This is a genomic window from Pusillimonas minor (genome assembly GCF_014237865.1).
In the GTDB taxonomy this organism is placed as follows: Bacteria; Pseudomonadota; Gammaproteobacteria; order Burkholderiales; family Burkholderiaceae_B; genus Neopusillimonas; species Neopusillimonas minor.
In genome coordinates, this window is record NZ_JACJUU010000028.1 from 1 (window position 1) to 6,065 (window position 6,065).

The 6,065-nt window shown below is 54.9% G+C and carries 3 protein-coding genes; 1 reads left to right on the top strand and 2 read right to left on the bottom strand.

Features of this window, described 5'->3' with window-relative positions; translation table 11 throughout:
* Positions 1-688 precede the first annotated feature (688 nt).
* Entirely contained in the window at positions 689-1,696 is a 1,008-nt protein-coding gene (locus GTU67_RS14935; RefSeq protein ID WP_185780785.1) for an RpnC/YadD family protein, read from the bottom strand.
* Between the two features lie 352 nt (positions 1,697-2,048).
* On the opposite strand from GTU67_RS14935, the gene GTU67_RS14940 reads away from it, so the two are divergent.
* Positions 2,049-3,656 carry a methyltransferase regulatory domain-containing protein gene (locus GTU67_RS14940; protein ID WP_185780786.1) on the top strand — a complete coding sequence of 536 codons (1,608 nt, stop codon included), beginning with the start codon at positions 2,049-2,051 and terminating at the stop codon, positions 3,654-3,656.
* A gap of 171 nt (positions 3,657-3,827) precedes the next feature.
* Here GTU67_RS14940 and GTU67_RS14945 read toward each other — a convergent pair whose 3' ends face one another.
* Positions 3,828-5,561: a flagellin N-terminal helical domain-containing protein gene (locus GTU67_RS14945; RefSeq protein ID WP_185780787.1), complete on the bottom strand. Its 1,734-nt coding sequence runs from the start codon at positions 5,559-5,561 to the stop codon at positions 3,828-3,830.
* Between the last annotated feature and the right edge of the window lie 504 nt (positions 5,562-6,065).

Consider the following 6,065-nt stretch of genomic DNA (forward strand, 5'->3'; position numbering starts at 1 on the left):
CCAGAATAACGCTATGCAGTCGGGCAGCCAGCGGGTTAAGGCGTCTTTCCAAATGCCGTCAAAATCGGGGTTGACGGCGGGGTTGGGCATGACGGCATTCCTTAAGGCTGCAGCGGCAAAGGCTGCGGAATGCTGACTGTATCGGCCCGGGGCGAATCAAAATAGTCGCAGATGTACGCGGGATGAAAATGACATGCAATGGCGTGCCGGAGTCTTACAACGGCGTGCCGGAATCTTGGCTAGTCGGTAGGCTGCGGAGTGTCGGAATACTGATGAGCGTTATGTGCGATACCGCGATATACACATTGCATTTGCGCGTACCTGGCGAATGCATGCCGATGCGGGGTGTGGCGCCGGGCGGGCAATCGCGCGGCCCCTGCGGGGCTACCCGGCATCCAGGCCTTGGTCGTGGCGGACGCGGAACTCGCGAGATCGACCAGCCCCCGGCTGGTCGAAAACGATTCGCTCGAACAGCCGCGCCCTTGCACCCACGGCCAAGGCCCGTCCGCCGGCACGCTCAAAGCCCGCCCGGCGCCACACCCCGCATCAGCCGGGGCGGTTGGCGTTTAGCTAGCTATTTTTGGGTGGGGTGCGGGTTGTGTCAGGGTGTTGCAGCGTTGTTTTAGGCCCCAGAACAGCGGTGTGTGCCATTGCTGAGGGGGTTTTGTGCGCTACTGGGCGCCGAGAATTACTGCTCGAAAACGGCTTGCAGGGTTTGGGCGTTTAAGACGTTGATGGCCCAGCGCTGCAGGGTATTGGTGTCGGCCTGATGGATTTGGTCAGTTGCCCAGTCGGGTAGCGTGCCGAATTTTTGCTGCAAAAGAGTTTGCAGTACGTTGGCAGCGCCGTGACGTTGGCCCAATTGCTCGCCTTTGCTGAGCCCCTCTTCCAGCCACCCCTGCTTGTTCTCATCGATGTGGCGCTGCCAGTAGTAGCGTTCGATGTTGCTGATGAATGTCATGGCTTGCGGTTCCTCGATTTGCGTCGTCAGGGTTGTCATGAAAGTATCTTCCATGGCTTTGGGCAGTATCAGTAATGAATCGATGATGCGCAACAGGTTAATGCGCTGCCCAACGTCATAGCCCCAATATTTCAATAGTTTAGCCAATTCCAGCTTGCTCACCAAGCGGGATTCGGCGGATGCTTGCGTCGCGCGGCAGGCCAGTTGGGCCAATATAACCACGGCGAAAGGATTGTTAGGGGCGATGTCACGCAGTTCGTCGGTCCTTGCAGCCCATTTAGCCAGGTTAATCACCGGAAATGTAAACAGCAATTCGTTGCTGCCGACGGCAGCACGGTAGCGTTCGGTGTCGGGCCCATGCGCTCTGTCGAGCAGAATAGCGCAAGAGAAATGGCTGTGGTGCGAGTGCTTTTCCATAAGGCGAAAACGATACACCAGCATGCGTTGGGCCAAGTCACGGCTGACGGCGCCGGCCTGCACTTCGATATGGATAAGCAACAAAGCCATGCCACCGCCACGCAATTGCACCTGGGCAAGGTGGTCTACATACCTTACGCCGCGCTTGTTAATTTTACGCAAGCTCTGCAATTCTTTATCCAGCAGTACCGGCGCTACTTGCCAGTTAACCTGGGCATGCACCTCGGGCCAGAAGAGTGCTATGCAATCGGGCAACCAGCGGGTTAAGGCGTCTTTCCAAATGCCGTCAAAGTCGGGGTTGACGGCAGGGTTGAACATGACGGCATTCCTTAAGGCTGCAACGACGGCTGCGGAATGCTGACTGTATCGGCCCGGGGCGAATCAAAACAGTCGCAGATATACGCGGGATGAAAATGACATGCAATGGCGGGCCGGAGTCTTGTAACGGCGTACTGGAATCTTGGCCGCGAAGTGTCGGAATACTGAGTAGTGTTATGTGCGATGCCGAAGAATGCGCATTGTATGTGCGCGTACCTACCTAACGCGTTATGCCGTCACCCACCCATCCCCCACAACACCCCAAAATTTCGCCGTTAATCGGCCGTTTGCCACAATACCAATTTTGCTACGCTTACGGGCTAACCCATTGCTAACCCGGAGCCCGTGTCAAATGAACATGCCCCCAGAAGACGTCAACCAGCAAATTGCCGACCACTACGACCGCTCGCAATACACGTCGAACGCTTTTTATTACGCATCGCCAGGGCATATACGGGCTGCGGCCCACCTATACGGGGTCGACACCGTACCCATAGAAAAGGCACGCGTGCTGGAACTGGGCTGCGCCGCAGGCGGCAACCTGCTGCCATTTGCCGTCGCCTACCCCGAGGCCACCGTGGTGGGCGTTGACTTGTCGTCGGGCCAAATTGGCCAGGGCCAACAAGTCGTAAACGAACTGGGCCTGAAGAACATGACATTGCACGCCATGAGCCTGGCCGATATCACGCCAGAATTTGGCGAGTTTGACTACATTATTGCCCACGGCGTATTCAGCTGGGTACCCCACGACGTGCAGCAAGCCATGCTGCGCATTTGCAAAGAAAACCTGTCGCCGAAGGGTGTGGCGTACATTAGCTACAACACCTACCCCGGCTGGAAAGCCGGCGACATTGTGCGCGATGCCATGATGCTGAACAGCTACGGCGCCGAAAACGACGAAGAAAAACTCGCCCGCGCCAAAGCCATGCTAACCCTGCTGTCTGACGGCCTGGCGGTATCCAACCCCCTGGCGCCATCCCTACGCGGTGCCGTCAACCAACTGCGCAAGTTTTCTGACTACTACATTACCCACGAATACCTGGAAGCCTTCAACACCCCCTGCTACTTCGTAGAATTTGTCAGTCTGGCCGACCAGAACGGCCTGGCCTATGTTGGCGACGCCGAACCCCAAAGCGAACTGGGCGCCGCCTTTGGCCAAAACGTACAACTTACACACAGCATGGTCGCCCTGGGCCAACCTAAAGCATTGCGCCAGCAATACCTCGACTTTGCCGTGGGCCGCAACTTCCGTAAAAGTCTGCTGGTACGCGCCGACAACGCCGACACCATCACCAAAGACCCCGAACTTGACCGTGTGCCCCACCTGCGCTGGGCCGGCTTCTTCCAAAGCGCCAACAACGACAACACCCCCGCAGGTGCACAAGCCTATACCAACCATGCCGGCCGCAACGTCACCACCAAAGACGCCATGGTCGTGGCTTTGATCAACACATTGTCAGAAGCCTGGCCCCGTTCACTGGCCTTTAACAACCTGTGCGCAACAGATGCAATACGTAGCGCTGCAGGCAACAACAATACCGAAGCGGCCCTGACCACAGCACTACAAACCATGTTCAAACTAGGCATGCTGCGCTACACGCTGGAACCCGGCCCCTACGACCAACCCAACAGCAACACCGTACTGGTGCCCGGCTTTGCTCAGCTAACCCAACGCCTGCAGCAAGACGCCCAATTCCCCCTGGGCCGCTACAACTTGTGGCACACCGGCATCAACCTTAAGCTAAACCCCGCCGAACTATTTGTGATTGCCCAAATGCAAAAAGGCGGCACGGAAAACCAATGGGCCATGGCCCTGCGCGACGCCCTGACCGCCGGCAAAGTACCCGATGCTAATGGCGAGTACCTGACAGGCCAACGCAACCTCGACGCCAAAGCCCTGCTGATTGTCTCGCGACTTAAAGACCTGCTGCGTCGGCAAGGTGTATGGCTCGGCTCATGACTGCGAATCCGCATCAAGACCAGACCAGTCCAGAACATAACAAGCAGAACCCTGTAAAGCCGGGTCACCGACCAGCTTTTCAGGCGTAAACAAAACCTAAACGTCGCCCCAAAAAAAACAGGCCCCTCTTTCGAGGGGCCTGCTAACTTGGTACTAAGCCGAGTTTTCAGATTAACGCAGGAGAGACAAAACGCCCTGAGGAATCTGGTTAGCCTGAGCCAGAACCGAAGTACCAGCTTGCTGCAGAATCTGCGCACGAGTCATGTTCGCAACTTCAACCGAGTAGTCGGCGTCTTGAATACGCGACTGAGCGGCTGCCAGGTTGTTCGATGTTGTTTGCAGGTTGGTGATGGCCGATTCGAAACGGTTCTGAATCGCACCAAGGTCTGAGCGCAGCTCATCTACCATAGCCAATGCATTATCGATCGCCTCAAGCGGCTTCTCTGTCAGTCCGCCAGGCGTTGTTGCACTTGCTGTGATGTCACCATTGGCCTTAACAAAGTACTGATTGGCAGCAATGTCGGTGATGTTGCCATTATCACGAACGAACAGCTCAACTTTCTCCTCTTCCGCCTGGGTCAACTGACCGTCATCATTGCGATACACCTGGTTGCCACCCGCCTCAACGGTGAGTGTACCGATATTGGTACCCGCAATAACGACCGCATCTACACCCGCAACACCATCCCGACCGGCAGTGGTCGATGTGGTAACAGTCAGACTCTCTGTGTCAATTACATCGGCCAAGTCTGCAGCCGAGATGCTAATGTTCTCGACTGTAAGGTTACCGCCAGCAGTAACGTTCTTGACAGTAGTACCATTTTCAAGCTTCAACGATGCCGCATCAGCACCAGTAGCGGCGCGCATCGCTGTAGTCAACTTCGCCACCGTTGCTCCACCGTTGACACCACCAAGATCATCATAGGTAAGCTCACCAGTAGTTGTAATGAAGTACGCTTGGCCTTTAGTATCAGTAATTGAACCGTCACTCTCAATCAAGATTTGATGAGCCACCCCACCGGCAGAGTATGTAGCTTGCGTAGAAGTGCCAGCTGCAGGCTTAATGAAATCGTCGACGTCAGTCGATAAAACAGTGCCCTCAACATCAAATTTAAAACCACCGTTGCCATCGCTGCGCAAACCGTCAAGCGCTACTGTGCCGCCAGTAGTGGTAAAGCCAAGGGCGTTAGCAAAAGCATTTGTATCAGCTGGGCCAGCTACGGACACTGTGATTGTTTCTGCGATATTGCTAAGAATTTCGTCTGCTGTGACAGCAGTGTTAGCAGTCGTCACAAAATACTGGTCGTCGACCTTATCGATGTTACTTGCGGCGTCTAAGTCAGCCTGCGTGGCTGCTTTATTTGCAACCGCGCCGTCTTTATCAACGTTAAAGCCATCCAACTTGAGCTTGTTAATGTTGATCTCTTTAAGATCGATCTCAATTGTTTGACCATCGTTAGCACCTACTTGAATAGTCAGCTTCTGATCTTTGGCCAGCACAGAAACACCATTGAATTCGGTTTCGCGCGAGATGCGGTCAATCTCTTCCATGCGCTGACCAATTTCATTCTGGATCGAAGTCAAGTCTTCTTGGCTATTGGTACCGTTAGTAGCTTGAACGGTCAAAACACGGATGCGTTGCAGGTTGTCGTTGATTTGGTTCAACGCGCCTTCAGTTGTTTGAGCAGCAGAGATACCATCGTTGGCGTTACGCGAAGCTTGGTTCAGACCGTTGATCTGAGCGCCCATACGGTTGGCAATAGCTTGGCCGGCGGCGTCGTCTTTAGCGCTGTTAATACGCAGACCGGACGACAGACGCTCAATGGCTGTGCCCAGAGCCGATTGCGACTTCTGCAGGTTGTTTTGGGCAACCAGTGACAGATAGTTGGTGTTGATTACTGACATGAGTAACTCCTGGTAGTGTAATTGGCGAGAGATTCGCCCGGTTGCCAAGAAGATTAGAGCTTGATACTGCGTGCCGCTGTTGCGGTATTAAGCTGAAACCAACCCTAAAGTCTTCCTGTTCATAGGCATTAACGACGGGGGGGATATGAACTTTAGGGTGTGCGCTTAAAAATTTTTGTTTTTAGTGGCCGGGCGGGTCAGCGGCGAACCGGGGTGTGCGGCTTTCTGGCAGTGGGAATTGCCAAGCGGGCGTTGTGGTTAGCATTCGCAGGCGCCCGCAACCGGCTAGTCAGTGCGCCGACACACCACAAGCCATTTTCATCCCGCGTACATCTGCGACTATTTTGATTTGCCACGCGCCGATACAGTCAGCATTCCGCAGTCTTTGCCGCTGCAGCCTTAAGGAATGCCGTCATGCCCAACCCCGCCGTCAACCCCGATTTTGACGGCATTTGGAAAGACGCCTTAACCCGCTGGCTGCCCGACTGCATAGCGTTATTCTGG